This is a genomic window from Rhizobium sp. 05N430 (genome assembly GCF_056396985.1).
Genome location: NZ_JBFTMO010000002.1, coordinates 494,755 through 520,980, shown reverse-complemented (window position 1 = coordinate 520,980; position 26,226 = coordinate 494,755). Strand labels below are relative to the sequence as shown.

The window sequence follows — 26,226 nt, the reverse complement described above, 5'->3', positions numbered from 1 at the left end:
CTTGCGCCGGGCCATGGCCTTCAGTGTTCAGCAAGCCAGGTGTTGTAGAAGCTCGGGCGACCGACAGCTTCGAAACCGACGCCCTGCACATAAGGCGCACCGGCAAAGGCCTGCGGCTCCTCGAAGATCGGGATCGCATAGGCCTGATCGATCACGTAGTTCTGGACCTCGCCGGCGATGGCGAGACGCTTTTCGCGATCGGGCTGCGAGGAAAGCTGCTCGAGAAGACCGTTCAGCTTGTCATCGACGAAGGATTTCACCTTGTCGCTCGGACCGCCCTTCTGGCGCAGCACGTCGCGGTTCTTCGGATAATACTGGCTCTTGATGACGTCAGGATCGGCCCGGCCAACCATTGCCGGCGACACCGGCGTCTTGGCCGGATCGAGATCGTCGACGGTCTTGCTGCCGGCATCACCCGCCAGCACATTCAGCGTAACGCCGAGCTTTGCCCATTGCTGCGCGACAAGCTGCAGCGTTGCCTTGTTCTGCGGCTGCGGCGGAGATTCATAGGCGGTCAGCACCAGCTGCTTTCCATCCTTCTCGCGGACGCCATTGGCGCCGACCTTCCAGCCAGCTTGATCCAGCAGCTCGGTGGCCTTGGCTGCATCGTAGGTCAGCTTCGGCGACAGATCGAGATAGCCCTGCGCCGTCGATGCGATGATCGACTTGGCTTGCGGATAGTTGGCCGAGAACAGCGTCGATATGATTTCCGCGCTGTTGGTACCGTGAAGCAGCGCCTGACGGACGCGGACATCGGACACCAGTGGATTGTCAGGGCGGAAGACGACGCTGTTGTTCACGCCGCGCGTCGGTGCTGCATAAATCTTGTAGCCTTGGCTCTCGACCTGTTCTTCATCATAGGCCTGTACCTGGCGAATGAAATCCGCCTGGCCAGAGAGCAGCGCACCGATACGCACGCTGTCTTCGCCGGTGATGATATACTTGATGCCGTCGAGATAGGCGCGGCCCTGATGCTCCTGCTTTGCCGGACCCCAATCGTAGTCGCCGCGGACCTTGAGGTTCAGCTCCTTGCCGAGTGTCTCGCTGTCAACGACGAACGGGCCGGAACCGACGATCTTCGTCGCGTCACCCAGCTGGTCGAAAGGCAGCGCCAGCGTCTTCAGCGATACCAGGCCGGAGCCGATCACCGACGTACCCTGCAGGAAGCCTGGGGACGGCTTCTTGAAATAGAACTTGACGGTCAGAGGATCGACGACCTCGGAACGGTCGTAATTGTTGATGACTTCCGAGACCGGCTGCTTCAGCTCCTTGTTGCCGAGACCGAACGTATCGTAGTTCTTGGCAACTGCGGCCGCGTCGAGCGGCGTGCCGTCAGAGAAGGTTACGCCCTTGCGAAGCTTGAACGTATATTCGGTGGCCTCGGCGTTGACGGTCCAGGATTCGGCAATCCATGGCTCGATCTCAAGTGTCTTCGGATTCTGATAGGTGAGCTTGTCGGTAATCTGATTGAGCACGCCACCGTTCGGATAGAAGCCGCCGGCCGGCGGATAGAGATTGGTATGCGGCTGCTGCTCAAGATAGATCAGCGTGCCGCCCTGAACCGGTTTGGCAGCCTCGTCTGCCGCAGCCGCCAGTGCCGTAAACGACACGGACAGGGTGCTCGCAAGAAGCAGGGTCTTAATCGTTGCCGTAAAGCTCATCTGTTGTCCCTCAATAACTAATGGTGACAACGGTAGCGGCATATAAATTTAGTATATAGAATTAGTATTCTATTTTCGGGACGCACACCGGAAATTCTATGGCGCCCGCCGCGGGCAGCACTTACAAATTGCTCTAGCAGCTTTGGCTCGACCGCAAAGGCGCTGTCTGCCCGGCATTACGGGACGCCAAGCTGCTCGCCCGTGGATTTGTTCGAGGCGTTGGCTTCAAAAACCGGCGAAAGCGGATCGGCTATTCCTTCTCACTTGCAAGCTTGCGGATCTCGGCCGCGGTCGCAGGATCGACCGGATTGTAAATCACCAGCCCCAGATCCGGCCTGCCATCGACGGCAAAGGCGGAATATTCGAGATCGATCGTTCCCAATTTCGGATGTTTTAGGCGCTTGACGCCATCGCCATGCACGCGGACGTCGTTTTCCTGCCAGAGCCGTTCGAAATCCGGGCTGACGGCACTCAGTTCCTCGACCAGCTTGCTGACTTCAGACCCGGCGCCGGCCCGCGCGACATCCGCCCGGAAAGCGGCAACCACGAAGCGGGCAAGCGTTTCCCAATCATGCTGCTTGGCGCGGATCGCCGGGTTGGAGAATATCAGTCTGAGGATATTGCGTTTCTCCGGCGCAATCGTGCCGTAGTCGGTCAGCACGACGGCGGCAGCGCGGTTCCATGCGACCACATCCCACATCGCGGTCTTGATCAGCGCAGGACTTGCCTCAAGCGAATCCAGCAGACGTTGCAGCCGCGGGGTCACGCCTTCCGCCGGCCTGTAGCGCACTTCGGGAGGCCGCCCCAGCCCGAGCATGAAGAGGTGCTCGCGCTCCGGCTCTGTCAGCATCAGCCCGTTGGCGATCCGGTTGAGAACATCCGCAGACGGCGCCCCGCCGCGGCCCTGCTCCAGCCAGGTGTACCAGGTCGGGCTGATATTGGCCCGCTGCGCCACTTCTTCACGGCGCAAGCCGGGCGTCCGCCGCCGGCCCGACAGGCCGAAAGCGGACGGATCGAGTTTCACACGGCGGTCTTTCAGGAAGGCTGCAAGCGTGCCCGGCGTGTTGATCGGCATGGTGATCCTGTTAGCTATTATAATAGGATAAAGTCACTACTTTAACAGGATGAACTCTAGCCGATATTCTCTTCGGAGTAAAACACGCAAGGAGACATTGCTGTGCGCATTTTTTTGACTGGAGCAACCGGCTTTATCGGCTCGGCGCTGGTGCCGGAACTCATTGGCGCGGGCCACGAGGTCATCGGCATGACTCGATCGGACGAAGGCGCGCGCGCGCTCGAAGCCGCAGGCGCTAAGGTCTATCGCGGGACGCTCGAGGATCCCGAAAGCCTTCGCAAGGGCGCGCTGGAAGCAGATGGCGTGATCCACACCGCCTTCGACCACGATTTCTCGCGGTTCGCCGAAAATTGCCAGAAGGATGCCCGGGCGATCGCCGCGTTGGGTGCGGCACTTGCCGGGTCGGACAGGCCGCTGATCATCACCTCGGGCACCGGCATGGGCAATGCCGAGTTCGGTGAATTGGGAAGCGAGGACGTGTTCAACACCAGCCACCCCAACCCGCGTGTCGCGTCCGAGCTTGCAGGGCAGACGCTGCTGGATGAAGGCATCAATCTTTCCGTCGTCCGGCTTCCACAGGTGCACGACACGTTCAAGCAGGGGCTCATCACGCCGCTGATCGAAATCACCCGCCAGAAGGGCCTCGCGGCCTATGTCGGCGAAGGACGCAATCGCTGGCCGGCCGGGCATCTGTCGGATGTCGCCCGTCTCTACCGTCTGGCGATCGAGCGAGCCGAAAGTGGCGCGCGCTACAACGCCGTCGCCGAAGAGGGCGTAGAGGCACGCGAGATCGCCGAGGCGATCGGCCGGGGCCTCAAGCTGCCGGTCAGATCGATCTCCCGTGAGGAAGCCGCAGCGCATTTCGGATGGCTGTCGATCTTCACCACGATCGACTTCCCGGCATCGAGCGCCAAGACGCAGGCCGTGCTCGGATGGCGTCCGACCGGACCGTCGCTAATCTCCGATCTCAACGCGATGCAGTACTAATGTTACAAGCGGGCGGACGCTATTGATGGCGCCCGCCCGCAGTTCTATCACAATGCCGCCGCGCGGATCACATGCCCGCGCCGCCAATCGTCCGCTGCTTGCAACGCCGACTGGATCCGCTCGTCGGTAAACGGCTTGCCGACCACCGCGAAGGCGCCATCGAAACCCTGCGAGACCGCCTGCGGAGAGCCGGTCACGAAGATCACGCTGATCCCGAAACGGTCGATCAGCCGCCGGGCGAGTTGCGTTCCGCTTGTCCCGTCCGACAGCCCGACATCGACAAGTGCGGCATCAGCCCGAGGCGCGAAAGCCAATGCCTGCTCGATCGTCGAGGCCGGGCCAAGCGCGCGATGACCAGCCTCGACGGCAATTCTTTCCAGTTCCAGGGCGATGAACCCTTCATCTTCGACAATCAAGACGTTCATGAATCTATCTCCTCGCGTCACGAAGAAATTGCTCTGCCAAAGACGTTTTCAAGCGGGATCACGATGTTTTTCACCGATCGCGAATGCATCAGGATTTCGATGCAGAAGGCTGCAATCCGGGAGACGAAATCCCATGTAAAGGGGATGACGGCTCAGGTTACCAAACGGGAAAAGGAAATTCTCACGCTGATGTGCGCGGGAAAGACGGCGCAGGAAATCGCCCTCATCCTCGGATGTTCGGTGCACACCGTCCGCACCCATATCGAGGCGCTGAAGACGAATTTCGCGGTCTACAAGGACACTGCGCTGGTGGCCGCCGCTTTGCGGCAGGGCGTCATCGACTGACGAGGCCTCGACGTCACTCACACAAATATCTGAAAAATGAGGACTATTCTCGGACAGGGCCGCCATCGGCCCTTTTGCGATCAAAGCGCTGCCCCTATGATCTCGCTATCAAAGGCTGCGGAGTGTGACATGAAAGCGAAAAGCATAGGCTTCGTCGGTACCGGCGCGATCACGGAGGCGATGGTCAGAGGTCTGCTCAGCGAACCCGCCTATCCCACCGAAGTCCATCTCTCGCCCCGGAATGCAGAGATTGCCGCAAGGCTGTTCAGCGAGTTCGCGGCCGTCAGCGTTGCGCCCGATAATCAGACCGCCGTCGATCGCAGCGACCTCGTGGTCCTCGCGATCCGCCCGCAGGTTGCCGAAGCCGTCATCGGCGAACTGACGTTCAAGCCGGGGCAGTCGGTGGTCAGCATCATCGCCGCCACCGAGCGCGAAGTCCTGCTGAAATGGATCGGCACCGATATCCATCTGGTGCAGGCCATTCCCCTGCCCTTCGTTGCCGAGCGCCAGGGCGTGACCGCCATCTATCCTCCGGACCCCGCCGTCGCTGCCATGTTCGACGCGCTTGGCAAGGCCGTCCAGTGCGAATCCCGCAAGGAATATGATCTCCTCGCTGCGGCAAGCGCGTTGATGTCGACCTATTTCGGCATCATGGAATTCACCACCGGATGGCTGGAAACCAACGGACTGGAGCGGACGAAGGCCCGCGCCTACCTCGCGCCGCTGTTCGAGAGCCTGGCGCGGCGCGCCAACGGCCCGCATGCCGGCGATTTCAACGCCTTGAGCGAAGAATTTGCCACCAGAGGTGGATTGAATGAACAGGTTCTCCGCGACTTCGACGCCGATGGCGGCAAGACCGCTTTGACTGCAGCACTCGACCGGGTCTTTGCCCGTATCGAGGGCCGGTAACCGGACGTCTGCTCAGAAAGGCTTTTCGCAGCAGATGGCATAGCGATGCTGCAGCCCGCGTGCGGCCGCTTTCAGGATATTCCAGTTGGCGGCCTGCGCCTTGTGTACCTGCCGCAGATCCCGGTCGATCTCGATACGCTGAAAGCCGGCGGCCGCGAGCAAGGCCGCGACCTCATCGGCTCTCGCACCGCCTGAGAAATAGACCTGCCGGAGAATCTCTTCGTGCTTTCCGGTCAGCTCCGGCGGCGCGTGCTTCGGGTCGGTCCGCAAGAGCCCCACCTTCTCCAATATGCCTGCTAGCTTCTTGAGCAGGCGTTCGGCCCGTCCCGTATTGACGAAATCGCCATCGACGATCAGCAGGCGGCCGCCGGGCTTCAGCACCCGCAGCCACTCGCGAAAACAGCTCTCCGGATCGATCAGCGTCCAGACGAGATGGCGCGTGATGACCACATCATAGGCGGCATCCGGCTCCATCGTGTGCTCGGCATCGGCGATGCGAAAACGGATGTCGCGGCCGCGCTGCCGGGCCTTGGCGCGCGCCCGCTCCAGCATGGCTTCCGACCAGTCGAGACCCGTTACCTTGTAACCGGCGTCGTCCATCAGATGCGAGATCACCGCGGTACCGCTGGCAAGGTCGAGCGCGCCGCGGCCATCGCCGGGACCGAGATGCTTGGCGATCAGATCGCGCCAGGCGCGGCGCTCGTCCTCGGAAAAAATCTCATGCCCTGGAGAGGCATCGAAGGTGGCGGCCCGCGCCGACCAGTAGGCCTTGATCTCCTCCTTCAGGTGATAGTTGGTGCCGTTCACTGCGCTCATTCCGGTTCTGCCGCTCATCCGTTCTCAGTCTTGAATTGCTCTAAAAGATAAAACTTGACTATTGCAATCATAAAATAATAGAGCCCCCTAGATTTTCACGGGGGACCACTCAATGCACATTCAATTCAAAGCCGCAGGCCTCTCTGCAGCACTGCTGCTTGCCACCGTCTGGCCGGCACTTGCCGAAAAGATTTCGTTGAAGGACGTAACCGGCCGCGACGTCGAGGTCGAGGTTCCCGTCAAGCACGTCATTCTCGGCGAAGGACGGCAGATCTACTTCCTGGCGGCGCTCGACAAGACCAATCCATTCGAACACGTCGTCGGCTGGCGCGACGATCTGCCCAAGGCCGATCCCGAGACCTACAGGGCCTATCTTGCCAAGTACCCTGATATCGCCAAGCTGCCGACCTTCGGCGGCATGAAGGACGGCACCTTCGACATCGAACAAGCCGTCACCCTGAAGCCCGATGTCATCCTGATGAATGTCGACGCCAAGACGGCGACCGAGGAAGCGGGCTATATCGAAAAGCTCGCCAAGGTCGGCATTCCGCTCGTCTATGTCGACTTCCGCGAAAAGCCGATGGAAAACACCGAGCCGAGCATGCGCGTCATGGGCAAGCTGATGGGCAAGGAGCAGCTGGCAGAGGACTTCATCAAGTTCCGCGCTGACTCCATCAAGGTCGTGACCGACAAGCTGGAAGCGGCCAAGCCCGCCCGCCCCGTTGTCTTCGTCGAGCGTGCAGGCGGCTACTCCGACGATTGCTGCATGTCGTTCGGAAACGAGAATTTCGGCATGATGGTCGAGATCGCCGGCGGCACCAACATGGCGAAGGATATCATTCCCGGAACCTTCGGCACGGTAAACCCGGAGCAGATCGTCGCTTCGAACCCGGATCAGATCATCGTCACCGGCGGCATGTGGGAAGCCTTCGTTCCTGGCGGCGCCTGGGTTGGCGTCGGTTACGGCGCCGATCTGACAGAAGCCAAGCGCAAGCTCGAGGCCCTGACCAAGCGCCCGGCCTTTACCGGCGTCAAGGCCGTCGAAGACGGAAATGTCCATGCGATCTGGCACCAGTTCTACAACAACCCCTACCAGTTCGTCGCCATCCAGGAGATCGCCAAGTGGCTGCATCCGGATCTCTTCAAGGACCTCGATCCCGAAGCGACCTTCAAGGAGTTGCATGCGCGCTTCCTGCCGCTCGACTACAAGCCCGGCTACTTCGTCTCCCTGAAGGGCGAGTAACCGATGGCCGGGACGGCTCTTACCGCTGACATCGCAGGGCGGGAGCGCTATCGCGCTCTCGCCTTCCGCCGGATCGTCATCCTCGTTCTATTGACGGCAGCACTCTGCGTCAGCGTCGCCGCCGACATGGCACTCGGTCCGGCGAATTACGAAATCCGCCAGGTTCTTCTGGCCCTGTTCAACCCGGAAGTCGCCGGCAACCAGCTAAGGGTCGTCATCTGGGATATCCGCATGCCGATCGCCTTGATGGCGGTCACCGTGGGTGCGGCCCTTTCCGTTGCCGGCGCGCAGATGCAGACCATCCTGTCGAACCCGCTGGCCAGCCCCTTCACGCTCGGGATTTCCGCGGCGGCAAGCTTCGGCGCAGCACTGGCGCTGGTAACAGGTGTCGCCGTCTTTCCGGCGGCCGTCCAGTATATGGTTCCGATCAACGCCTTCCTGATGGCGATGCTGGCATCGCTCTTCATCTATTTCGCATCAACAATGCGCGGCGTCAGCGTCGAAACCATCGTGCTGCTCGGCATCGCGCTGGTATTCTCCTTCAACGCCGCCTTGTCACTGCTGGAATATCTCGCCTCGGAACAGGCTCTGGCAGCGGTGGTCTTCTGGACGATGGGCAGCCTGACGAAGGCGACATGGGCAAAGGTCTACGTCACGGCTGCCGTGCTCGTCGTGACAGTGCCGCTCTTCATGCGCGATGCCTGGGCGCTGACCGCATTGCGGCTCGGCGACGACAAGGCGGCCAGCATGGGCGTCAATGTCCGCCGCCTGCGTCTGCGAACGATGCTGACCGTCAGCCTGCTTGCCGCCATTCCGGTCTCCTTCGTCGGCACGATCGGCTTCATCGGTCTCGTCGGTCCACATATCGCCCGCATGGTCGTCGGCGAGGACCAACGCTTCTTCCTGCCTGGCTCGGTGATCTGCGGCGCGCTGCTGCTGTCGGCGACATCGGTCGTCAGCAAGATGCTCATTCCGGGAGCGATCCTGCCGATCGGCGTGATCACGGCGGTGGTCGGCGTTCCCTTCTTCTTCGCGCTCATCTTCAGCAACAGGAGACGGTCTTGGTAGAGCTGGCACTCAGAGACGTCGGCGCCAATTATGGCCGCGTCACCGTTCTGTCGAAAATCGGCATTGGTACGCTCGAAAGCGGCAGCCTGACGGCCGTCATCGGCCCGAATGCGGCGGGCAAGTCAACGCTCTTCAAGCGCATTGCCGGATTGATATCGGGGCCCGGCGTGGTCGAGCTGTCTGGCACCGAACGCGGAGACCGGGCTGTCTGCTACATGCCGCAGGATACCGGCGCGAACGCCGTGCTGACCGTCTACGAGTCAGTGCTGCTTTCGGCAAAGCAGGGCGGCGGATGGCGCGTCCAGGACGGAGAACTCGATGAGATCGACGCGATCCTGAAGGCCCTGAGGATCGATGACCTTGCCTTCCGGGGACTTGGCGAACTTTCCGGCGGCCAGCGCCAGCTGGTATCGCTGGCGCAGGCGCTGGTCCGCAAACCCGAAGTTCTCTTGATGGACGAGCCGACCTCGGCACTCGATCTGCATCGCCAGATCGAGGTTCTGGCTTTCGTCGAAGGTCTGGCAAGCCGGACGGGGATGATCGTGCTGATCGCCCTGCACGATCTCAATCATGCGCTGCGCTATTGCCACAACACGATCGTGATCGCCAATGGCGCGATGGCGACGAGCGGTCCGACCCGCGACGTCATAACCTCAAACATGCTGAAGGACGTCTACAAGGTCGAAGCGCGGATCGAGACATGCTCCCGCGGCCACCCCTTCATCCTCGTCGATGGAACGGTTGCCGCAGGCTGATGCTTTGGGCCGGATCCGTCAGTTCCGGATATCGGGCTCGACCAGCCGGGCGAGGTTCTTCAGCGATTCCTGCCAGCCGAGATAGCAGGCTTCGGCCGGGATGAGATCGGGAACGCCCGCCTGAGTGATATCGACCTCGGTACCAACAGAAACCTTTTTCAGGATGACGGTGACTTCCATTTCACCGGGCAGGTTGGGATCGTCGAAAACATCGGTGTAGCGAACACGTTCGCCGGGCACGAGCTCGCGATATTCGCCGCCGAAGGCATGGCTGTCGCCTGTCGTGAAGTTGCGGAATGACATTCTGAACGTACCGCCGACAGACGCTTCCAGATGATCGACCGTGCAGGCGAAGCCGTTCGGCGGCAGCCACTTGGCAAGCGCGTCGGCCTCGATGAAGGCGCGGTAGATCTTGTCGGGACTGGTCGCCAGGACACGGTGCAGACGGATGGTGCTCGGCATGGTGTTCTCCTCCTTGCTGATGGAATGGACATCCCAAGGACGAACATGCCTTCAACGATCCGACACGTCACCGGCATTTTTCCGAAAAATTCGGCGTAATCGTGCTGCCCACGGGCCGGGACGTCAGGAATCCCGCAGTTTGCGCGAGAGCGTCTGCAACTCTTTGAAGCCGTCATAGCGTTTCAGATGCAGCCCGGCGATGTCGCCACCCGCCGGTGCGAATGTCTGCTCGACGGAGGAGAGGCTGGTCATTGCCTCCGCCACATCGGCAAACTGACCACCGGCCACGGCAGCGAGAATGGCAGCGCCAAGCAGCACCGGCTCCCCGGCTTTCGTGGCCACGACCGGTTTGCCGCTCGCATCGGCCAGCAACTGGCGAACGAAATCGTGCTGGCCGGCGCCGCCGCTGACGACGATGTTGTCGACGGTGACGCCCGCATCGGCCTGTGTGTCGACGATCTGCCGCAGCCCGTAGCCGATGCCGCAGAGGCCTGCGACGTAGAGAGCAACGAGACTATCGATATCCCGCTCCATGCCGAGACCGGCAATGACGGCACGGGCATGCGGATCGGCGAAGGGCGCGCGATTTCCGAGAAATTCCGGAACGACATGCAGACCAGTGGCAAGCGTGACGGCACCGGAAGCACTGCCCGCCCTTTCGGCTGCCATATCGGCCAGCAGCACCGGCAGCGGAATACCGGCGCGCTTAGCAATATCCTTTGCCTCGCCGGCGGCCGGATGAAAGGCGAGCAGCTGGTCGATTGCCGCGCCCGCAGCACTCTGGCCGCCCTCGTTCAACCAGAGCCCGGGAACCATCGCGGAATAGTAGGGACCCCAGACGCCCGGCACGAAGGCAGGCTCCGATGTCGATGTCATCGTGCAAGAGGATGTGCCGAAGACATAGGCGAGATTGGTCTGCGGCCCGCCACCGATCCCGACAGTGCCGATCCCGCCGGCATGCGCATCGATAAGACCGGCCGCAACCGGCGTCCCGGCGAGTAGCCCAAGCTCCTCTGCAGCTGCAGCCGTCAAGCCTTGACCCAGCGCCGAGCCGGGCTCGACGATCGTCTGGCCGATACGGGCAAAGCCTTCCGCGGCCAGCTCGCCAAGACCGACCTGCTCGAAATATCCGGCGTCCCAGCGCTGCTCATGGGCCAGATAGGTCCATTTGCAGGTGACCGTGCAGGTCGAGCGCGCGATATCGCCTGTCGACCGCCAGGTGAGGAAATCGGCGAGGTCGAAAAACTGCCATGCCGCGTCGAAGACCTGCGGGCGGTTTTCCTTGAGCCAGAGCAGCTTCGGCGTTTCCATCTCGGGCGAAATGCGCCCGCCGACATAGCGGAGCACATCGTGGCCGAGCGCGTTGATGCGCTCCGCCTGAGGAACGGCCCGGTGATCCATCCAGACGATGATGTTGCGATCCGGATCTTCCGACGGCCCGACCGGCAGCGGCCTTCCGCCCTCACCAAGCACCACCAGCGAACAGGTCGCATCGAAGCCGAGACCGGCGACGGTCGCGGCATCGATACCTGCAATGGAAACGGCTTCGCGCACGGCCGCGCAGACTGCGGCCCATATTTCCGTGCTCGACTGCTCGACGATCGAACCCGGCGCATGGAACAGCGTGATGTCCCGCTTGGCCGATGCCAGCATCCGGCCGGTGAGGTCGAAAATGCCGGCGCGGGCGCTGCCGGTGCCGACATCGACGCCAATGACATGTTTGCCACCCGCTTGCGGCGTGTGAGATGTGTCGCTCATGGTCTCTCGTTTCAATCTGGCAGGAACAGGGGCAATCGGGACGGCGTCGTCAATCTCAGAGATCGACGCTGTTCGGCAAGATCACCAGATCACGGATCGTTACGTTGCGCGGACGCGACAGCATGAAGAGCACGGCATCGGCCACTTCCTTCGGCTGCATCAAGCTGCCATTGGCCAGCGCATCGTCGAGCTTCGCCTTCGGCCAGTCGTCGAGCAGAGCGGTGACCACCGGCCCCGGCAAAACGGCGCCGACGCGAACGCCGTGCGGCGCCACCTGGCGGCGGGTGGAATGGACGAAGGCCTGAACGGCGAATTTCGAAGCGGTGTAGATCGGCTCCCAGACCACAGGCACGACGCCGGCGATGGAACTGGTGAACAGGATGTCGCCGGACTTTTGGGCAATCATGTGCGGCAGCACGGCATGAACCGAGCGGAAAGCCGCGTTGATGTTGAGGTTCAGCATCCGGTCCCACGCATCGGGATCGCCTTCCGCCACCGGGCCGCCGATATAGGCGCCGGCATTGGCGTGGAAGATATCGAGACCTCCGGCGATCTCCAGGATCCGCGGCAGCATGCCGGAAACCTGCTTGCCGTCGAGAAGATCGACGACGAGCGGCAGGGCGCCCTCACCGATCTCCTTGCACAGCGCCTCAAGCTTGTCCGCGGCGCGATCGACGAGCACGACGGTTGCGCCTTCTGCATGAAGCGTACGGGCACATTCGAGCCCGATGCCCGACGCAGCGCCGGTGATGGCAGCAACCTTGCCCTTCATGAGTTCAGTCATGGAAATACTCCTTCATAAAATGCGGATCAGGCGCGTCCATGGCTGACACGGGAGCGGCGGGCGAGCGAATCGACGATGACGGCGATCGCAAGAACGGCCCCTGTTATCATGTAGCGCAGCGACGAGCTGAGATTGAGAAGCGTCAATCCGTTGGAAATCGCCTGGATCACGATGATGCCGAGCAGAGCGGAATAGGCGCTGCCGCGTCCGCCGAAGAGGCTGGTACCGCCGATGACGGCTGCAGCGATGGCGTTGAGGTTGACGTCGCCAGTGCCGGCCTGCTGGCTGGAAGAGGCCAGCCGCGAGGCCGAAAGGATGCCGCCGATCGTCGCCAGCGTCGAGCAGAGCATGAAGGCGCTGAGATAGATACGGCGGACATTGATGCCGGCGCGGCGCGCCGCTTCCCGGTTGCCGCCGACGGCGAACATCGAGCGTCCCCACTGCGTCCGCGTCAGCGCGTAGTTCAGCACGACGGCAATCAGGACGAAGAGGCCGAACATCCACGGCACGCCGCGGCCGAGATTGAGATAGTAGGCGGCAAATTCGAGAGCGGCGGTCAGCACGGCGGCCTTGATCACCAGCGCGCCGAGCGGCTGCTGGGAGAGATTGACCGACTGACGCTGCTGGCGTTTGCGCATACCGTTCACGATCAGCACCAGACCGGGCAGAAGCGCCAGCAGATGCGAGAGCCAGAAGGGCATGACGAGGATCTGGCCGAAGCGGACCAGCGGCGAGGCGAAGGGCAGATTGATACTGCCTGTCGGCCCGAGGATATAGAGCTGCATACCGAGAAGCGCGAGCAACCCGGCCAGCGTCGCAACGAAGCTCGGCATGCCGAGCCTGTTATAGAGAACCGCATAGAGCGCACCGACGACCATGCCGGCGATAATGGCAACGATGATCGCCAAAGGCAGCGGCCAGCCGGTATTGACCCAGAGGACGCCGAGGATTGCCGACGAAAGGCCGCTCATCGATCCCACGGAGAGATCGATTTCGCCGAGCATCAGCACGCAGACGATGCCGAGCGAAATGACGCCGACCGTCGCACAGTCGAACAGCAGATTGACAAGATTGTTCGGCGCCAGGAAGATCGGGTTGAGGATCGAGAACACCGTCGAGATGACGATCAGGCCGACGGCGACCGGCAGCATGCCGAGATCGCCGGAGCGCACGCGGTCGAAGAATGCCTTGATCATCGCGCCGATGCTGTCGTCGTGCCGCACACGCTCGTCGCTGCGATCAAGTGTGGCAGCCGGCGCAAGTGTATTGGATGGTTTCTGGCTCATGCCGGGCTCCCGCTGTTTTCCTGGGCTGTGCTGCTCTTTCGTTCGAGCCGCCGGGATACGGAATTTTCGGTCGCACCCGTGATCGAGGCGACGAGTTCCTGGTTGGAAGCATCAGGCGTGAAGACGCCGTTGTTGCGCCCGAGGCGAAGCACGACGATCCGGTCGGCAACCGCACGCACGTCTTCCATATTGTGGCTGATGATGATGACGCCGAGGCCACGCTCGCGGACGCGCTCGATCAGGTTGAGAACCTCGGCCGTCTGTGCGACGCCGAGTGCGGCGGTCGGCTCGTCGAGCATGATGATCTTCGGATCGAGCAGCAGCGAGCGGGCAATCGCCACCGTCTGGCGCTGGCCGCCCGACAATGAAGCGATGGGCTCCCGGACCGAGGGAATGCGGGCTGCAAGTTCGCGCAGCAGCGTCCAGGCACGCACTTCCATCGCCACCTCGTCGAGGCTCCAGGGCGACAGCTCGTGGCCGAGGAAAAGATTGGCGACGACGTCGAGGTTTTCGCAGAGCGCCAGGTCCTGGAAGACAGTTGCGATACCGAGCTCAAGGGCTCGGCCCGGGCTGTCCAGCGTCACGGTCTGGCCGCAGAATTCTATCGTTCCGGATGACGGCTGATGCACGCCGGCCAGAACCTTCACCAGTGTCGACTTGCCCGCGCCGTTATCGCCGACCAGCGCCACGACCTCACCGGCCTTGACCTCAAGTTCGATGTCGGTCAGCGCCGAGACCGCGCCGAAATTCTTGGAAACATTGCTCAACCGGAGGATCGTTTGTCCCTTCTCCGGCATGCCCTTATCGGTAACCATGGCTGAAGCCCTTCTTGCCCGGGAAACCTCCGGCCGCCATCAACGCGGCCGGAGAATATAGGCAGATTTAGTTGGTGATGCCGAGCTTCTTGCAGCCGTCGGCATATTCGCCGGTGCAGATCTGCTCAGCCGTCTGGATCTTCTTGTCGAAGATTTCAGCCTTGATGTTCTCGGCTGTGACGACAGCCGGAACAAACAATTCGGACGGCGTCTTGTAGAGCGTCGTCTTGGCTTCAGGCGTTTCACCCTTCAGCATCTGCACGGCAACCTTGGCAGCAGCCGCGGCAACCACTTCCGATGGCTTCGAGATCGTGTTGTACTGGTCACCGGAGATGACGAGCTGTAGCGCTGCGATCGTCGCATCGTTGCCCGTCACCGGCGGAACGGGCTTCACGCCAGCGGCCTTGAAGGCGGCAATCGCGCCGCCGCCGGTGCCGTCGTTGGCGGCAACGACGCCCTTGATGTCAGCGCCGAAGCGGGTGATCTGGCCTGCAGCCCATTCCTGAGCCTTCGGCGGCGCCCATTCCGGCGTATCGTATTCGGCAAGCGTCTTGTAGGCAGATTCCTTCAGGCCACGATGGACGCCATCACGAATGAGGCCTGCTGCGGCGTCTGTCGGCGAACCGTTGATCTGCAGAACGCCGGCGCCATCGGCCACACCTTCCTTCTTCAGGTGTTCGACCAGCGACTTGGCGATCGCGTAGCCGATACCCTCGTTGTCGAAGGAGACGTAGAAATCGGCCGGCTTGTCGGGGATCGGACGGTCATAGGCGATAACCTTGACGCCCTGCGACTGGGCGATCTCGACGAGACCAGCAGCGGCGGCGGAATCAACCGGATCGAGCACGATTACCTTGGCGCCCTGGGCGATCACCGAATTGAACTGCTGCTGCTGCAGCGAGGCATCGGCATTGGCGTTCTGATAGACGACCGTGCACTTGGCGCAAAGCTTTTCCATCTCGGCCTTGAAGCCTGGGAAGTCGTGCTGCTCGTAGCGCGTCGACGCCTGGTCAGGCATCAGGAAAGCGACGGTCGAGGCTTCCTGGGCAAAGGCCGTACCGGCAAATCCCATCGCGATGGTCGCCGACGCCATAAGCAAATTGCGATATTTCATTCTCTCCTCCTTGGTGTGTTCAAAGACAGGCCCAGGCATTACCGCCGGTCACCGCAGCCGCCCTCTCCTCGCCACTGCCCATCGATGCCATCAAGACGGCATGCGACGCGCCCCGCAAAGACCGGGCTATCCGCAGATTCTTAGAAAATACCTCCCTGCACCGGCACGAAGCCAGCTTGTAACATCGATTGCGCAAGCTTGCTCAATCGATGAAGCAAGAATTGCCACTTCTTCAGTTTGATGTCAAGTTAGCGAAAATGGAGAAACCAATTTTGAATCACGTAAAGCAGGCCAAGAGGACAACGATTTACGATCTGGCGGAGCTTGCCGGCACATCCGCCAGCGCCGTCAGCGCCGTCCTCAACGGCAATTGGAAGAAGCGCAGGATCAGCAGCCAGCTCGCCGAAAAGATCATGAAGATAGCCGAGGAACAGGGCTATGCGCTCAATATGCAGGCGAGCCTGCTGAGGCGCGAAAAGTCCCACATCATCGGCATGATCGTTCCGAAATATGACAACCGCTACTTCGGCTCGATCGTCGAGCTTTTCGAGGACATGGCCCGCGCGCGCGGGCTTTTTCCGATCATCACCTGTACCCGCCGCGACCCCGAACTTGAGATCGAGGCCGCCCGCACGATGCTTTCCTACCAGGTCGAATGCCTGATCGCGACGGGCGCCACCGACCCGGACAGGATCACGGAGATGTGCGCCGCAGCCGGCGTCCGCAGCCTCAACCTCGACCTGCCCGGGGCGCTCGCCCCCTCGATTATTTCTGACAATTTTGCCGGCGCCCGCGAACTGACCCGGCGCATTCTGGTGAACTGCGAACGGCGGCTCGGAAAGAAGGGCCCGCTGCTCTTCATCGGCGGCCGCGGCAGCGATCACAATACGGCAGAACGCATCCGGGGCTTTCGTGCTGCCCACTCCGATCTCGGCCTCGCCGTTGCCGAGGAACATATCCTTGCCTGCGGCTACGCACCGGAGAAAGCCGAGAAGGCGCTGGACGATCTAGCGCTCAAGGGCGATGCCAATGTCGGCGGCATGTTCGTCAACTCGACCATTTCGCTCGAAGGCGTCATGCGCTGGGTGCGGCGGTCCGGGCACCTCAACGACGACAGTCTCGTTCTCGGCTGTTTCGACTGGGATCCCTTCGTCTCGCTGCTCGGAAACGAGATAGAGATGGTGCGGCAGGATGTGCCTGAGATGCTGAAAAAGGTGTTCGAAGTCATCGAATCGGGCGTCAGCAAGCCTGTCGTCATTCAGGTGCCGCCGCTCATTCCGCAAATGTAACGGCGCAATCCTGTGCGGGGTGGCCGTCCCGCGCCTTCTGCCGCAGGCGAGCTTGTCAGCGCTAGCACCGGCTTCCAGCTGCACCGGACAGACACCCGCCGCTCTCAAGGTAAGTCTCTGCTGCCTGCCTGTGCCCTGCGCGGACTAGTCTTCTCCCTTCCTCCGAAAACTTAGAAAATATAATCTATAAAATAAATATACATTGTGGAAATCTGATTTGGACGTCGCCGCTGTGGCCGACGATGAACATTGAGGGTGGCACATGCGCATCAAAACATTGCTTGGAACGATCGGTCTGGTCGCGTCCTTTATGACCGCCGCACATGCGGATGAAGCCAAGAAGGTTGTTATCGCCTATCAGACCGGCGCTGTGCCGTATCTGGTCGGCATCGCCAATGGCGAACTCGCCAAGCAGACCGGCTGGGATATAGAATTCCGTCGCTTCAACTCCGGCGCCGACATCTTCGCGGCGATCGCATCCGGCGACGTCCAGCTCGGCGACGTCGGCTCGAGCCCCTATGCTGCCTCGGTCAGCAAGGATCTCGACGTCAAGGGCATCTACATCACCGCTGGCGCTGGCGACAGCGAAGCCCTGGTCGTGCGCAACGACATCAAGTCCTCTGCCGATCTCAAGGGCAAGAAGTTCTCCGCAGCCCCGGTTTCGACCGATCACTACCAGCTGCTCGCCTACCTGAAGCAGGAAGGCCTCACCGAGAAGGATTCGCAGGTTATCGCAATGCCGCAGCCGCAGATCGTTGCCGCCTGGAAGCGCGGCGATATTGACGGCGCCTTCGTCTGGGACCCGGCTCTGAGCGAACTGAAGAAGGACGGCAAGGTTCTGGTGACCTCGGGTGAAGTTTCCAAGCGCGGCGCGCCTGTGTTCAGCGCCCTCGTTGTCACCGGCGAGTTCGCCAAGAAGAACCCCGAGTTTCTGACGAAGTATGTCGGCCAGCTCGACAAGTACTATGTCGACTTCGCAAAGAACCCGAAAAACTGGGGTCCGTCCTCCGAGAACATCAAGGCGATTGCCAAGCTTCAGGGTGGCACGCCTGAAGAAAATGCCGGCTGGCTGAACACGACCGTGGTCGTCCCCCTCCAGGAACAGGTCACAGCGGCCTGGCTCGGCGAAGGCGACAAGGGCAGCGTCGCCAAGACGCTGAAGGACACCGCGCAGTTCCTCAAGGAGCAGAAGAAGATCACGGCGGTGAAGGACAGCTACGCCGGCTTCGTGGATCCGCAGTTCGCGGCAGCGGCTCTCGCTTCGAACTGAGATCATTCTCAGACACAAATGGCGGCCCGATGGGCCGCCATATCTCCTTGTCAGGACTCTCCCCATGCTCGAAGTCAGAAACGCGACCGTGAAGTTCGACGCAGCCGACGGAACCTCCGTCCATGCGCTCGACAACGTCTCCTTCAATATCCCGCAGGACTCCATCGTTGTCGCGCTCGGCGCATCCGGCTGCGGAAAATCCACCCTGCTAAACGCCATTGCCGGCTTCCAGCCGCTGACGGAAGGCGAGATCCTGATCGACGGCGCGCCCGTGTCGCGCCCAGGCGGCGACCGCGGCGTGGTGTTCCAGAAGGACACCCTGCTTCCCTGGTCGAGCGTTCTCGACAATGTGGCTCTCGGGCTGCGCTATCAGGGCGTGGGAAAGAGAGAGCGATATCAACGCGCGCGTGAACTTCTCAAGCTGGTCGGTCTCTCTGACTTCGAATCCAAGCCTCCCTACGAGCTCTCCGGCGGCATGCGCCAGCGCGTCGGCATCGCCCGGGCACTGGCGACTGATCCGAAGGTGCTTCTGATGGACGAACCGTTTGGCGCGCTCGACAGCCTGACCCGCGAAACCATGCAGCAATTGCTGGCTTCGGTCTGGTCGGAAACCAGGAAGCAGGTGTTCTTCATCACCCATTCGATCGAAGAGGCCCTGACGCTCGGAACCCATATCCTCGTCATGTCGCCGCGCCCCGGCCGCGTCGTGGCACGTTATGAAGCCGGCTTCGTTCGCCAGTTTGCCAGCACCGGTGACATCGGCCCGATCCTCGCCGATCCCCGGTTCGTGACGCTCCGCGAAGAGATCCGCTCGATCATTCACAAACCCGCACATGACCGCCGCGCCGCCTGACGGCTGGCGCATGACAGCGAAGACAGGCACCAAGGAATTACCCCATGAGCGTATTGGCAGAGCACTCGACGGCAATAGAGGGTGAAGTCGCCTCGCCGCGCAAACCGCGCAGCCGCACTCCCGCGACCGGCACATTCGCCATCAGCGCCGGCACCCTGCTGGCGCTCGTCCTCGGCTGGGTGATCGCCACCCGCTATCATCTCGCCTCGCCGCTCTTCCTACCGTCGCCAAGCGAAGTCCTCGTGCAGTTTCAGGCAATCGCCTCTGACGGCTATGCGAACGGCACGCTGACGGAACACATTCTGGCAAGCCTTGGACGCATCAGCGTATCGCTCGCCTTCGGCATTGTCCTTGGCGTCCCGATCGGTCTGATCATGGGGCTTAACCGCTGGGCCAAGGGCGTGCTCAGCGTTCCGATCGACATCTACTGGGGCCTGCCGCCGCTTGCCTATCTGCCGCTGTTGATCATCTGGCTCGGCATCGGCGAGTCCTCGAAGATCCTGCTCCTCAGCCTCTCAGCCTTCGCCCCGATCTGTTACGCCGCACAGGCCGGTGTCCGCTCGGTCCCGCAGGAGCGCATCAATGCCGCGCAGTCGCTCGGCGCCAACACCTTCCAGCTGTTCACGACGATCGTGCTTCCTTCGGCCCTTCCGGAAATCCTGACCGGCCTGCGCATCGCAATCGGCGCCACGCTGTCGACACTGGTGGCGGCCGAACTGATCGCTGCGCAGTCGGGCGTCGGTTACATGATCATGTCGGCTGCCAACTTCCTGGCGACGGACGTCGTCTTCGTGGGCCTGATCGTCATCGCCATCTTCGCCTTCGCCTTCACGGCCGCAATGCGCTTTCTCGAAAAGCAGCTTGTGCCCTGGAAGGGCAAACTCTGACACCGGACCGATCGATATGAGCAAGAATGCAAACCCGCCTCTGAAGATGTTCTGGTACCTGCCGACGCATGGCGACGGCCCCTATCTCGGAAGCGAGGAACGCCACCGTCCGCCGACATTTGGCTACATGCGCGATATCGCCCAAGCCGCAGACCGGCTCGGCTTCGAGGGCGTGCTGCTGCCGACCGGCACCTATTGCGAGGATGCCTGGATCACCGCCGCCGCGCTGGTACCCCTGACCGAGCGCCTGCGCTTTCTGGTCGCGCTTCGCCCGGGTAGCGGGACGCCGGCGATGTTTGCCCGCCATGCCGCAGCGCTCGACCGCGTCTCGGGCGGCAGAGCGTTGTTCAACGTCGTGACGGGCGCCGACCCCGCCGATCTGGCGGGCGACGGCAACAAGCTCGGCCATGGCGAACGCTATGAACAGACCGACGAGTTCCTGACGATCTGGCGACGGATCCTATCCGGTGAGGACGCCGATTTCGAAGGCAAGTACCTGTCCTCCCACGGCCGCGGCCTGTCATTCCCGCCGGTCCAGACGCCGCATCCGCCGATCTGGTTCGGCGGATCATCAGACTCAGGTATCGCCGTCGCCGCCAAACATGCGGACGTCTATCTGAGCTGGGGAGAGCCCGCCGATCTGCTCACCGAGAAAATCATCAGGGTCAAGGAGCGGGCACTGGCCGAAGGGCGCAAAATCCGCTTCGGTCTGCGCATCCATTTCATCGTTCGCGAGACCGAGGAGAAGGCCTGGGCGGCAGCCGACGATCTGATCAGCAGGGTGACCGACGAACAGGTCGCCGCCGCGCAGAATGAATTCCTCAACGTCTCGCAGTCCGTCGGCCAGAAGCGTATGTCCGCGCTGCATCAGGGGCGCCGCGACAAGCTTGTCGTTGGACCAAACCTCTGGGCCGGCCACGGGCTGGTGCGTGGCGGCGCCGGCACGGCTCTCGTCGGCAGCCCGGAAAACATCGCAGTGCGGCTGCGTGAATATCAGGAGATCGGTATCGAGACGATCATCGGCTCCGGCTATCCGCATCTCGAGGAAGCCTTCAATGTTGCCGAGCTGCTGTTTCCGCTCATCGGCGTCAAGGGCGAACGGTCCTATGGCGTCGGCGAAGACAACCAGACTTTCGAAAGCGGACTGCGCTCCAAGCGCCCGGCATAGGACCGGGCGTCACGACAGTGTTGGCGACACCTCCGATAGCAGCCATGTCTGAAACTGGTCGGCGGCCGGGTGGCTTTGCTTGTTTTCGGGGCGAACGACGTAATAGGCGTTCTCCGTCGGCATCGTGATATCCAGCAGCGTGACGAGCGCTCCCGACTTGAGCTCGTCTTCGATCAGGTAGGTTGGCAGAAGCGCGACGCCGAGGCCTGCCGCCACAGCCGTAACGATCATCGAGAACTGGTCGAGACGAAGGCCGAGATAGGCATTCTCGACCGACGCCTGCTGCATCTGAAACCAGTCTGCCCAGAGCTTCGGCCTGGTGGTCAGATGCAGCAATGGCGCTTGCGACAGGTCTTTCGCCGCACTGATCTTCAATTGTCCGGCAAGGCTTCGGCTCGCCACCGGCAACACCGTTTCATGGCACAGGAAGGTGGGAACGCCGCCTGCCCAGACCGGCTGGCCGAAGTGAATCGCGAGATCGAAACTGTCCTCGCTGAAACTAAAGGGCTTCGAGCGCGATTCGATGGTCAGCGCCACATCCTGATGATCGGCGAGAAATCGCCCAAGGCGTGGCACCAGCCATCTGGCGCCGAAGGTCGGAAGCGTCGCGATCTTCAATGACGCGCGCATCCGCCCGGCCGCCGCCGCTTCGATCATCAGCCGTTCGGAGCGCAACAGCAGGTCTCTCACCTCTGGAAGTAACCGCTGCCCGGCCTCCGAGAGGATGACCCGCTGGCGGACGCGCTCGAAAAGCTTAAGACCAGTCTGCAGCTCCAGATCGGCGATCTGCCGGCTGATGGCGCTTTGCGTCAGACTGAGCTCTTCGGCCGCGCGCGAGAAATTCTCGTGACGCGCGGCGCATTCGAAGGCCTGCAGCGTGACGATGTCAGGAACGAGGCTTCGGCGCATGGCTATTCCGTTTCCGCATCAAGTTAAACGCATAAGTCACAACATTGACATCGATGGGAGGAGTATATCCCACTTTCAGCATCAAGTGACAAATCCATTTAGGGCCACGCACATGACAAAACACGTCACATCGAGCGACATCCGGTCAGCCTTTTCCGCCGCCATGTCAGCCATGTATCGCAACGAAGTGCCGGCCTATGGCACGCTGATGGACCTCGTTGCCCGCGTCAACGCAGAGGCGCTCGCAAACGAGCCCGATCTCAAGGCACGCCTGGAAGCAACCGACAATCTCGATCGCATTTCCGAAGAGCGCCACGGCGCCATCCGTCTCGGCACTGCCGGCGAACTGGCGATGATGCGGCGCGTCTTCGCCGTCATGGGCATGTATCCGGTCGGCTATTACGATCTGTCGACCGCGGGCGTTCCGGTTCACTCCACCGCCTTCCGCCCGGTCGGCGATGAAGCGCTGAAGCGCAATCCGTTCCGCGTTTTCACCTCGCTGCTGCGCCTCGATCTGATCGCCGATCAGGAACTGCGCAAAGACGCCGCCCGCATTCTCGAAACGCGCCGGATTTTCACGGCGGGCGCGGTCGAACTGACAGAGAAGGCCGAAAAAGACGGCGGCCTGTCGAAAGACGATGCCGATCGCTTCGTCGCCGAAGTGTTGGAAACCTTCCGCTGGCACGACAAGGCGATCGTCGATGGCGAGATGTATCACCGCCTGCACGACGCCCACCGGCTCATTGCCGATGTCGTCTCCTTCAAGGGCCCGCATATCAACCACCTGACGCCGCGCACGCTCGATATCGACCGTGTCCAGGCCCTGATGCCTGACTACGACATCGCGCCCAAGGCAATCGTCGAGGGCCCCCCGGCCCGTAGATGCGCGATCCTGCTGCGCCAGACGTCGTTCAAGGCATTGGAGGAAGCAGTCGCCTTCGAAGACGGCAAGGGCGGCTGGCAGACCGGATCGCATACGGCCCGCTTCGGCGAGATCGAACAGCGCGGCATCGCGCTGACGCCGAAGGGCCGCGGCCTCTACGACACGCTTCTCGACGCTTCCCGCAAGGTGGTTCGCCCGGCCGCCGACGGATCCAACGCCAAGGCCTACGAGACAGCACTGATCGAAACCTTCCAGGCGTTCCCGGATGACTGGAAGACGATCCGCGCCGAAGGTCTCGGCTATTTCAGCTATTCGCTGACCGAAAAGGGAAGCAAGACGTCCATCCCTGCTGGTTCCGATGTCGATGCGCTTATCGCCGACGGCCTGATCCAGTTCGATCCGATCGTCTATGAGGACTTCCTGCCCGTCAGCGCCGCCGGCATCTTCCAGTCGAACCTCGGCGATGGTGCACAGCAGGACTTCGTGGCGAGCCCGAACCAGCAGCGCTTCGAAAGCAATCTCGGCGCCAAGGTGCTCAACGAATTCGACCATTATGCAGGCATCGAACAGTCGTCCCTCGACGCCTGCCTCAATGCACTGACCAGACGCCCGGCCGCCGAGTAAATTCCGGCCACCGATCCGAGACGTTTCCGAACTGGAGTTCCATCAGATGAATATTGCCGTCAAATCCGTGTCCGTCGCCGAAGAAGCCGTGACCATCCTCGATCGCCTGGGTGTCGCCAAGTCCGCCTACACAGGCGGCGACATGGACGCCTTCTCGCCCGTCACCGGCGAGCGCACCGGCCAGCTGAAAACAGTCTCACCGGCGAAGGCCGTCGAGGCCATCGACCGCGCCCATGTGGCATTCCAGAAGTGGCGCCTCGTTCCGGCGCCGAAGCGTGGGGAACTCGTTCGTCTGCTCGGTGAGGAACTGCGCGCAGCCAAGGCCGATCTCGGCCGTCTGGTTTCAATCGAAGCCGGCAAGATCCCGTCCGAAGGCCTCGGCGAAGTGCAGGAAATGATCGACATCTGCGATTTCGCCGTCGGTCTTTCCCGCCAGCTCTATGGTCTCACCATCGCTACCGAGCGTCCCGGCCACCGGATGATGGAAACCTGGCATCCGCTCGGCGTTATCGGCATCATCTCCGCCTTCAATTTCCCGGTCGCCGTCTGGGCCTGGAATGCTGCGTTGGCGCTCGTCTGCGGCAACAGCATCGTCTGGAAGCCGTCCGAAAAGACGCCGCTGACGGCGCTGGCATCGCAGGCAATCCTGGAACGGGCGCTGAAGCGCTTCGGCGATGCGCCTGAGGACCTGTCGCAGGTGCTCATTGGCGACCGCACGATCGGCGAAGCGCTGGTCGACCATTCGAAGGTCGCTCTCGTCTCCGCAACCGGCTCGACCCGCATGGGTCGCGAAGTCGGACCGCGCCTTGCCAAGCGCTTCGCGCGCTCCATCCTCGAACTCGGCGGCAACAATGGCGGCATTGTCTGCCCGTCGGCCGATCTCGACATGGCGCTGCGCGCCATCGCCTTCGGCTCCATGGGCACGGCCGGTCAGCGCTGTACCACACTGCGCCGCCTCTTCGTCCACGACAGCGTCTACGATCAGCTCGTGCCGCGCCTCAAGAAGGCCTATGCGAGCGTCTCGGTCGGCAATCCGCTGGATGGCGCAGCCCTTGTCGGCCCGCTGGTGGATAAGGCAGCCTTCGACGGCATGCAGAAGGCGCTCGGCGAAGCTGCCAAGCATGGCGGGGCGGTTCATGGCGGCCAGCGGGTCGATACCGGCAGCGAGAACGCCTACTACGTGAAGCCGGCGCTGGTCGAAATGCCGAAGCATGAGGGACCGGTCCTCGAGGAAACCTTCGCGCCGATCCTCTACGTGATGAAATACAGCGATCTCGACGCCGTCATCGCCGATCACAACGCTGTCGGCGCTGGTCTTTCCTCATCGATCTTCACGCTTGACATGCGCGAGGCAGAGCGTTTCCTTTCTGTCGAAGGCTCCGATTGTGGTATCGCCAATGTCAACATCGGCACATCCGGTGCGGAAATCGGCGGCGCGTTCGGCGGTGAGAAGGAAACCGGCGGCGGGCGCGAGTCCGGGTCGGATGCCTGGAGAGCCTATATGCGCCGCGCCACCAACACGGTGAACTACTCGAAGGCCCTGCCGCTGGCACAGGGCGTCTCCTTCGACATCGAATAGGGCTCTGAGAAAATGACCGTCACCACCGAGATCAAGGAGGCTGGGTTCCGCCCGGCCTCGCGCATCGCCACCGTTGGCGTTTCGAAGATCCTGCAGATCGGCGCCAAGGCGGCGGCGATGAAGCGCGACGGCCTGCCGGTCATCATTCTCGGCGCCGGCGAGCCGGATTTCGACACGCCAGATAACGTCAAGCAGGCGGCCAAGGCCGCGATCGATGCAGGCGACACGAAATACACCGCGCTTGACGGCACACCCGCCTTGAAAAAGGCCGTCGCCGAAAAATTCCGCCGCGAAAACGGCGTCGATTACGCCGTCGACGAAGTGACGGTGGCCACCGGCGCCAAGCAGATTCTCTTCAATGCCTTCATGGCGACACTCGATCCCGGCGACGAGGTCATCATCCCGACGCCCTACTGGACCTCGTATTCGGATATCGTCGAAGTCTGCGGCGGCGTGCCGGTTCTGGTTCCCTGCGATGCGGCGGCCGGATTCCGCCTTCAGGCGGCGCAGCTGGAAGCGGCGATCACGCCGAAGACCCGCTGGGTGCTGCTGAACTCACCCTCGAACCCATCGGGCGCGGCCTATGCCGCAGCCGACTATCGGCCGCTGATCGACGTTCTGTTGCGCCATCCGCATGTCTGGCTGATGGTCGACGACATGTACGAACACATCGTCTATGACGGTTTCGACTTCGTCACCCCCGTTGCCCTTGAGCCGCGCCTCAAGGAACGTACGCTGACGATCAACGGCGTGTCGAAAGCCTATGCCATGACTGGCTGGCGCATCGGCTATGCCGGCGGGCCGAAGCCGCTGATCAAGGCCATGGCCGTGATCCAGAGCCAAGCAACCTCCTGCCCAAGCTCCGTCAGCCAGGCAGCCGCCGTCGAAGCCCTGAACGGCCCGCAGACATTTCTGAAAGAACGTCAGGAAAGCTTCCAGCGCCGCCGCGATCTGGTCGTCGGCCGGCTGAACACGATCGATGGCCTGGAATGCCGCACACCGGAAGGCGCCTTCTACACCTTCTCGGGATGTGCAGGCATCCTCGGCAGGACGACGCCGAAAGGCAAGCGGATCGAAGCCGATCACGACTTCACCGACTACCTCCTCGAGGATGCGCATGTCGCAGTCGTTCCGGGTTCGGCCTTCGGTCTGTCGCCGTTCTTCCGGATATCCTATGCGACATCGGAAGCCGAGCTTGCCGAGGCACTCGACCGCATCGAACGGGCATGCGCGGCTTTGAAGCCCTGATGGAAGCGGTCTA

At 62.0% G+C, this 26,226-nt stretch carries 25 protein-coding genes; 14 read left to right on the top strand and 11 right to left on the bottom strand.

Annotation, left to right across the window (positions count from 1 at the left end; all coding sequences use genetic code 11):
• Positions 1-20 precede the first annotated feature (20 nt).
• Entirely contained in the window at positions 21-1,661 is a 1,641-nt protein-coding gene (locus AC1DJO_RS06190; protein WP_112388524.1) for a TIGR04028 family ABC transporter substrate-binding protein, read from the bottom strand.
• Between the two features lie 250 nt (positions 1,662-1,911).
• Positions 1,912-2,736: a helix-turn-helix transcriptional regulator gene (locus tag AC1DJO_RS06185; protein ID WP_162698696.1), complete on the bottom strand. Its 825-nt coding sequence runs from the start codon at positions 2,734-2,736 to the stop codon at positions 1,912-1,914.
• A gap of 102 nt (positions 2,737-2,838) precedes the next feature.
• Between AC1DJO_RS06185 and AC1DJO_RS06180 the strand changes: the two genes are divergently transcribed.
• Positions 2,839-3,723 carry an SDR family oxidoreductase gene (locus tag AC1DJO_RS06180; protein WP_112388526.1) on the top strand — a complete coding sequence of 295 codons (885 nt, stop codon included), beginning with the start codon at positions 2,839-2,841 and terminating at the stop codon, positions 3,721-3,723.
• Between the two features lie 47 nt (positions 3,724-3,770).
• Here AC1DJO_RS06180 and AC1DJO_RS06175 read toward each other — a convergent pair whose 3' ends face one another.
• Positions 3,771-4,148 (bottom strand): response regulator, encoded by a 378-nt coding sequence (locus tag AC1DJO_RS06175; protein ID WP_112388527.1) that lies wholly within the window; start codon positions 4,146-4,148, stop codon positions 3,771-3,773.
• A 99-nt stretch (positions 4,149-4,247) separates the two neighbouring features.
• Here AC1DJO_RS06175 and AC1DJO_RS06170 point away from each other — a divergent pair, with 99 nt between their 5' ends.
• Together AC1DJO_RS06170 and AC1DJO_RS06165 are read left to right on the top strand one after the other, a co-directional pair.
• Positions 4,248-4,493 (top strand): response regulator transcription factor, encoded by a 246-nt coding sequence (locus AC1DJO_RS06170; RefSeq protein ID WP_477969513.1) that lies wholly within the window; start codon positions 4,248-4,250, stop codon positions 4,491-4,493.
• Between the two features lie 129 nt (positions 4,494-4,622).
• On the top strand, positions 4,623-5,402 hold the full coding sequence (locus AC1DJO_RS06165) for a pyrroline-5-carboxylate reductase (RefSeq protein ID WP_112388528.1): 780 nt from the start codon (positions 4,623-4,625) through the stop codon (positions 5,400-5,402).
• 12 nt (positions 5,403-5,414) lie between these two features.
• Here the strand turns inward: AC1DJO_RS06165 and AC1DJO_RS06160 are convergent, their stop codons facing one another.
• Entirely contained in the window at positions 5,415-6,218 is an 804-nt protein-coding gene (locus AC1DJO_RS06160) for a class I SAM-dependent methyltransferase (protein WP_112389011.1), read from the bottom strand.
• 112 nt (positions 6,219-6,330) lie between these two features.
• Here AC1DJO_RS06160 and AC1DJO_RS06155 point away from each other — a divergent pair, with 112 nt between their 5' ends.
• The 3 genes from AC1DJO_RS06155 to AC1DJO_RS06145 are packed head-to-tail and all read left to right on the top strand — an operon-like array spanning position 6,331 to position 9,284.
• Positions 6,331-7,461, top strand: coding sequence for an ABC transporter substrate-binding protein (locus AC1DJO_RS06155; RefSeq protein ID WP_112388529.1), 1,131 nt, complete (start codon positions 6,331-6,333; stop codon positions 7,459-7,461).
• Between the two features lie 3 nt (positions 7,462-7,464).
• Complete coding sequence (locus AC1DJO_RS06150; RefSeq protein WP_112388530.1) at positions 7,465-8,529, top strand: FecCD family ABC transporter permease; 1,065 nt, start codon at positions 7,465-7,467, stop codon at positions 8,527-8,529.
• Positions 8,523-9,284, top strand: coding sequence for an ABC transporter ATP-binding protein (locus AC1DJO_RS06145; RefSeq protein ID WP_112388531.1), 762 nt, complete (start codon positions 8,523-8,525; stop codon positions 9,282-9,284). The genes AC1DJO_RS06150 and AC1DJO_RS06145 overlap by 7 nt, the downstream gene beginning before the upstream one ends.
• Before the next feature lie 18 nt (positions 9,285-9,302).
• On the opposite strand, the gene AC1DJO_RS06140 is transcribed toward AC1DJO_RS06145, so the two are convergent.
• The 6 genes from AC1DJO_RS06140 to AC1DJO_RS06115 form a co-directional block, all read right to left on the bottom strand.
• On the bottom strand, positions 9,303-9,746 hold the full coding sequence (locus AC1DJO_RS06140) for an SRPBCC family protein (protein WP_112388532.1): 444 nt from the start codon (positions 9,744-9,746) through the stop codon (positions 9,303-9,305).
• Positions 9,747-9,869: 123 nt separating this feature from the next.
• On the bottom strand, positions 9,870-11,504 hold the full coding sequence (locus AC1DJO_RS06135; RefSeq protein WP_112388533.1) for an FGGY-family carbohydrate kinase: 1,635 nt from the start codon (positions 11,502-11,504) through the stop codon (positions 9,870-9,872).
• Between the two features lie 55 nt (positions 11,505-11,559).
• Complete coding sequence (locus tag AC1DJO_RS06130; RefSeq protein WP_112388534.1) at positions 11,560-12,288, bottom strand: SDR family oxidoreductase; 729 nt, start codon at positions 12,286-12,288, stop codon at positions 11,560-11,562.
• 26 nt (positions 12,289-12,314) lie between these two features.
• Positions 12,315-13,574, bottom strand: a complete 1,260-nt coding sequence (locus AC1DJO_RS06125; RefSeq protein WP_112388535.1) for a sugar ABC transporter permease — start codon at positions 13,572-13,574, stop codon at positions 12,315-12,317.
• The gene (locus tag AC1DJO_RS06120; RefSeq protein ID WP_310290944.1) at positions 13,571-14,389 is read right to left on the bottom strand and encodes an ATP-binding cassette domain-containing protein; all 819 of its coding nucleotides are present in this window, start codon (positions 14,387-14,389) and stop codon (positions 13,571-13,573) included. Before AC1DJO_RS06120 ends, AC1DJO_RS06125 begins: the two co-directional genes overlap by 4 nt.
• Before the next feature lie 67 nt (positions 14,390-14,456).
• Positions 14,457-15,503 (bottom strand): ABC transporter substrate-binding protein, encoded by a 1,047-nt coding sequence (locus AC1DJO_RS06115; RefSeq protein ID WP_112388536.1) that lies wholly within the window; start codon positions 15,501-15,503, stop codon positions 14,457-14,459.
• Positions 15,504-15,775: 272 nt separating this feature from the next.
• Here AC1DJO_RS06115 and AC1DJO_RS06110 point away from each other — a divergent pair, with 272 nt between their 5' ends.
• From AC1DJO_RS06110 to ssuD, 5 genes are all read left to right on the top strand, one after another.
• Positions 15,776-16,792 carry a LacI family DNA-binding transcriptional regulator gene (locus tag AC1DJO_RS06110; protein WP_112388537.1) on the top strand — a complete coding sequence of 339 codons (1,017 nt, stop codon included), beginning with the start codon at positions 15,776-15,778 and terminating at the stop codon, positions 16,790-16,792.
• 262 nt (positions 16,793-17,054) lie between these two features.
• Positions 17,055-18,062 (top strand): taurine ABC transporter substrate-binding protein, encoded by a 1,008-nt coding sequence (tauA, locus tag AC1DJO_RS06105; protein ID WP_112388538.1) that lies wholly within the window; start codon positions 17,055-17,057, stop codon positions 18,060-18,062.
• A 64-nt stretch (positions 18,063-18,126) separates the two neighbouring features.
• Entirely contained in the window at positions 18,127-18,915 is a 789-nt protein-coding gene (locus tag AC1DJO_RS06100) for a taurine ABC transporter ATP-binding protein (protein WP_112388539.1), read from the top strand.
• Between the two features lie 44 nt (positions 18,916-18,959).
• Entirely contained in the window at positions 18,960-19,802 is an 843-nt protein-coding gene (locus tag AC1DJO_RS06095; RefSeq protein ID WP_112388540.1) for an ABC transporter permease subunit, read from the top strand.
• A gap of 16 nt (positions 19,803-19,818) precedes the next feature.
• Positions 19,819-20,970 carry an FMNH2-dependent alkanesulfonate monooxygenase gene (ssuD, locus tag AC1DJO_RS06090; protein WP_112388541.1) on the top strand — a complete coding sequence of 384 codons (1,152 nt, stop codon included), beginning with the start codon at positions 19,819-19,821 and terminating at the stop codon, positions 20,968-20,970.
• Between the two features lie 9 nt (positions 20,971-20,979).
• On the opposite strand, the gene AC1DJO_RS06085 is transcribed toward ssuD, so the two are convergent.
• On the bottom strand, positions 20,980-21,879 hold the full coding sequence (locus AC1DJO_RS06085) for a LysR family transcriptional regulator (protein ID WP_112388542.1): 900 nt from the start codon (positions 21,877-21,879) through the stop codon (positions 20,980-20,982).
• Between the two features lie 112 nt (positions 21,880-21,991).
• Between AC1DJO_RS06085 and hglS the strand changes: the two genes are divergently transcribed.
• From hglS to AC1DJO_RS06070, 3 genes are read left to right on the top strand one after another with little or no spacing between them, the layout of a single operon-like run.
• Positions 21,992-23,386: a 2-oxoadipate dioxygenase/decarboxylase HglS gene (gene hglS, locus AC1DJO_RS06080; RefSeq protein WP_112388543.1), complete on the top strand. Its 1,395-nt coding sequence runs from the start codon at positions 21,992-21,994 to the stop codon at positions 23,384-23,386.
• Positions 23,387-23,432: 46 nt separating this feature from the next.
• The gene (gene amaB, locus AC1DJO_RS06075) at positions 23,433-24,965 is read left to right on the top strand and encodes an L-piperidine-6-carboxylate dehydrogenase (RefSeq protein ID WP_112388544.1); all 1,533 of its coding nucleotides are present in this window, start codon (positions 23,433-23,435) and stop codon (positions 24,963-24,965) included.
• 12 nt (positions 24,966-24,977) lie between these two features.
• Positions 24,978-26,213 carry a pyridoxal phosphate-dependent aminotransferase gene (locus AC1DJO_RS06070; protein WP_112388545.1) on the top strand — a complete coding sequence of 412 codons (1,236 nt, stop codon included), beginning with the start codon at positions 24,978-24,980 and terminating at the stop codon, positions 26,211-26,213.
• Positions 26,214-26,226: the final 13 nt, after the last annotated feature.

Excerpts from the sequence above, each read along its gene's own strand:
- AC1DJO_RS06085 (WP_112388542.1), bottom strand. The coding sequence starts at position 21,879 with ATGCGCCGAAGCCTCGTTCCTGACATCGTCACGCTGCAGGCCTTCGAA.
- AC1DJO_RS06120 (WP_310290944.1), bottom strand. The coding sequence starts at position 14,389 with ATGGTTACCGATAAGGGCATGCCGGAGAAGGGACAAACGATCCTCCGG.
- AC1DJO_RS06150 (WP_112388530.1), top strand. The coding sequence starts at position 7,465 with ATGGCCGGGACGGCTCTTACCGCTGACATCGCAGGGCGGGAGCGCTAT.
- AC1DJO_RS06125 (WP_112388535.1), bottom strand. The coding sequence starts at position 13,574 with ATGAGCCAGAAACCATCCAATACACTTGCGCCGGCTGCCACACTTGAT.
- AC1DJO_RS06095 (WP_112388540.1), top strand. The coding sequence starts at position 18,960 with ATGAGCGTATTGGCAGAGCACTCGACGGCAATAGAGGGTGAAGTCGCC.
- AC1DJO_RS06160 (WP_112389011.1), bottom strand. The coding sequence starts at position 6,218 with ATGAGCGCAGTGAACGGCACCAACTATCACCTGAAGGAGGAGATCAAG.
- AC1DJO_RS06175 (WP_112388527.1), bottom strand. The coding sequence starts at position 4,148 with ATGAACGTCTTGATTGTCGAAGATGAAGGGTTCATCGCCCTGGAACTG.
- AC1DJO_RS06130 (WP_112388534.1), bottom strand. The coding sequence starts at position 12,288 with ATGACTGAACTCATGAAGGGCAAGGTTGCTGCCATCACCGGCGCTGCG.
- AC1DJO_RS06115 (WP_112388536.1), bottom strand. The coding sequence starts at position 15,503 with ATGAAATATCGCAATTTGCTTATGGCGTCGGCGACCATCGCGATGGGA.
- AC1DJO_RS06070 (WP_112388545.1), top strand. The coding sequence starts at position 24,978 with ATGACCGTCACCACCGAGATCAAGGAGGCTGGGTTCCGCCCGGCCTCG.
- AC1DJO_RS06170 (WP_477969513.1), top strand. The coding sequence starts at position 4,248 with ATGCAGAAGGCTGCAATCCGGGAGACGAAATCCCATGTAAAGGGGATG.
- tauA (WP_112388538.1), top strand. The coding sequence starts at position 17,055 with ATGCGCATCAAAACATTGCTTGGAACGATCGGTCTGGTCGCGTCCTTT.
- AC1DJO_RS06135 (WP_112388533.1), bottom strand. The coding sequence starts at position 11,504 with ATGAGCGACACATCTCACACGCCGCAAGCGGGTGGCAAACATGTCATT.
- AC1DJO_RS06100 (WP_112388539.1), top strand. The coding sequence starts at position 18,127 with ATGCTCGAAGTCAGAAACGCGACCGTGAAGTTCGACGCAGCCGACGGA.
- AC1DJO_RS06165 (WP_112388528.1), top strand. The coding sequence starts at position 4,623 with ATGAAAGCGAAAAGCATAGGCTTCGTCGGTACCGGCGCGATCACGGAG.
- AC1DJO_RS06190 (WP_112388524.1), bottom strand. The coding sequence starts at position 1,661 with ATGAGCTTTACGGCAACGATTAAGACCCTGCTTCTTGCGAGCACCCTG.
- ssuD (WP_112388541.1), top strand. The coding sequence starts at position 19,819 with ATGAGCAAGAATGCAAACCCGCCTCTGAAGATGTTCTGGTACCTGCCG.
- AC1DJO_RS06185 (WP_162698696.1), bottom strand. The coding sequence starts at position 2,736 with ATGCCGATCAACACGCCGGGCACGCTTGCAGCCTTCCTGAAAGACCGC.
- hglS (WP_112388543.1), top strand. The coding sequence starts at position 21,992 with ATGACAAAACACGTCACATCGAGCGACATCCGGTCAGCCTTTTCCGCC.
- amaB (WP_112388544.1), top strand. The coding sequence starts at position 23,433 with ATGAATATTGCCGTCAAATCCGTGTCCGTCGCCGAAGAAGCCGTGACC.
- AC1DJO_RS06140 (WP_112388532.1), bottom strand. The coding sequence starts at position 9,746 with ATGCCGAGCACCATCCGTCTGCACCGTGTCCTGGCGACCAGTCCCGAC.
- AC1DJO_RS06155 (WP_112388529.1), top strand. The coding sequence starts at position 6,331 with ATGCACATTCAATTCAAAGCCGCAGGCCTCTCTGCAGCACTGCTGCTT.